Origin of the sequence: Shewanella surugensis, from assembly GCF_023284005.1 — a bacterium.
GTDB lineage: Bacteria > Pseudomonadota > Gammaproteobacteria > Enterobacterales > Shewanellaceae > Shewanella > Shewanella surugensis.
The window spans coordinates 1-1,601 of the sequence record NZ_JAKIKS010000298.1 but is presented as its reverse complement, the minus strand read 5'-3'; the positions used below and the strand labels follow the sequence as shown (position 1 = coordinate 1,601).

The 1,601-nt window shown below is 37.1% G+C and carries 3 protein-coding genes; all 3 read right to left on the bottom strand.

Translation table 11 applies throughout. The features are described from left to right. Positions 1-184 precede the first annotated feature (184 nt). Genes L2764_RS28470 through L2764_RS27110 form a run of 3 tightly spaced genes read right to left on the bottom strand, consistent with a single transcriptional unit; the run spans position 185 to position 996 of the window. Positions 185-274 (bottom strand): transposase, encoded by a 90-nt coding sequence (locus tag L2764_RS28470; protein WP_376708516.1) that lies wholly within the window; start codon positions 272-274, stop codon positions 185-187. Between the two features lie 7 nt (positions 275-281). Then, positions 282-539, bottom strand: coding sequence for a transposase (locus L2764_RS27115; RefSeq protein ID WP_248943437.1), 258 nt, complete (start codon positions 537-539; stop codon positions 282-284). Beyond that, complete coding sequence (locus L2764_RS27110) at positions 532-996, bottom strand: transposase (RefSeq protein WP_248943436.1); 465 nt, start codon at positions 994-996, stop codon at positions 532-534. Before L2764_RS27110 ends, L2764_RS27115 begins: the two co-directional genes overlap by 8 nt. Positions 997-1,601 lie beyond the last annotated feature (605 nt).

Below are 1,601 nucleotides of genomic sequence, written 5' to 3'. Positions count from 1 at the left end.
TGGGTGTCATATGATGCCTTAGTGGAGGCTTGAGCCCAGTGCAGTGAAAGTTGCACGCTGGGTTCTTAGAGGGGCGGCACTTGGTAACAGGTGTCGCCTACTCGACAATAGACGTTTTTTTTGAGAGAAATCAGGTTCATCCGGAAAATGAATACCTTCCCTCATGAGCCGATTTTATTTTCAACTAAAAAAACTCCCAATCTCGATATCCATAAGCAATCTTAGATAATGTTTTTATTCGATTATTAACTCCTTCTACTTTACCGCTAGTCATTCTTTCATCATAAATAAGCCAAGATCCCTGTCTTATGTCTTGTTAATGTGTTGGCAAAACTTTCCAACAGTGCCATCCTGGAGTCTTTCGCTTGCTCGACCCAATCTTCAAACCATATTAGCCCTTTCTCTTTTGTTGCCGGACTCCAAAGTATTCTTAGTTTCTCTTTAAAGTAATAGACCTTTGCTAAAGGTTGGTTAGCATCAAGCGCTTGCTTTAACTTATTGGCTTTTTTATCGGTTAACTTGTCTGGATTGCTAAGCAAAAGCCATCGCGTATTTTTTTAGAAACTTAGCCTCTTCACCTTCCAGTTCATTTTGTATTTTTCTTCTGAATTCAGTCAACTTTTCATTAAACCTCTTAACCACATGAAAGCGGTCTATCACCAAATTGGCATCGGGAGCATTCTCCATTACAGATGAAATATAAGTGCGCCCCATATCAGTTGCAACGGCGATAATAGGCTTCTTACAGCGTTTTTTTCTTGCCCAAAAGCCATCAAGACTGGCTGCTTTTTTACCCTTATCAGTATAAATAACGACACTTGTTTTCATATCGATTACGACAGTCATAAACCCTGATTTTGGCCCGCAGTAAATTTCATTAATACTTATGTGGGTCACATTTTTATAGCTTGGTTTTTGGTAGCGCTTTTTGAGATGTCTTTTTTGAATCGCCTTGATGCAAGGCCCAACCCACATTACAAAGTTTAGCAATAGCACTAATCGTCATTTTCTCTATTGATAATGACAGTACATATTGCTCAAAAGAGCGGGTATAACGTACTTTAGGTCGTGGAATAAACTAATAAGTAGTAAATACTTAATCACCTGACATCGAGAGCATTGAATGCATTGATGTAATATGCGAAGTAACGTTTTTTTGTACCAATAGGAGGGCCTAATAATTGACGTTCCTTGGTACCTTTTTTGATCACTTTTCGACATTTGCAAATAGGGCATTTGATACGAAGGTTGTGGGCAATGTAAAATATCATGTAGCCATTTTTATATGCTGTTGAAACATAATAATAAGCCCCTCGTATTCCAAAGGCATGATAAAGAAGCGAAGTCGACATATACTCCAAAATATTGGGAGTATCACATACTATTTCAGGGGCAGATACAAATTAACCGGAAGAGCCGATTAAATATCAACTATATTTTATACTCATAAGTAGAACATATTCTCAAGTGGATGAACACTTAAACCACTTTATAAGTACCTGAGTATTAAATTACCATAAATTCGTTCACTATTAGAGCAACGTGATAATTTCAGTACTTATCGCATCATTGAACTTGTTTGTTTATCATTATTTTTGTAT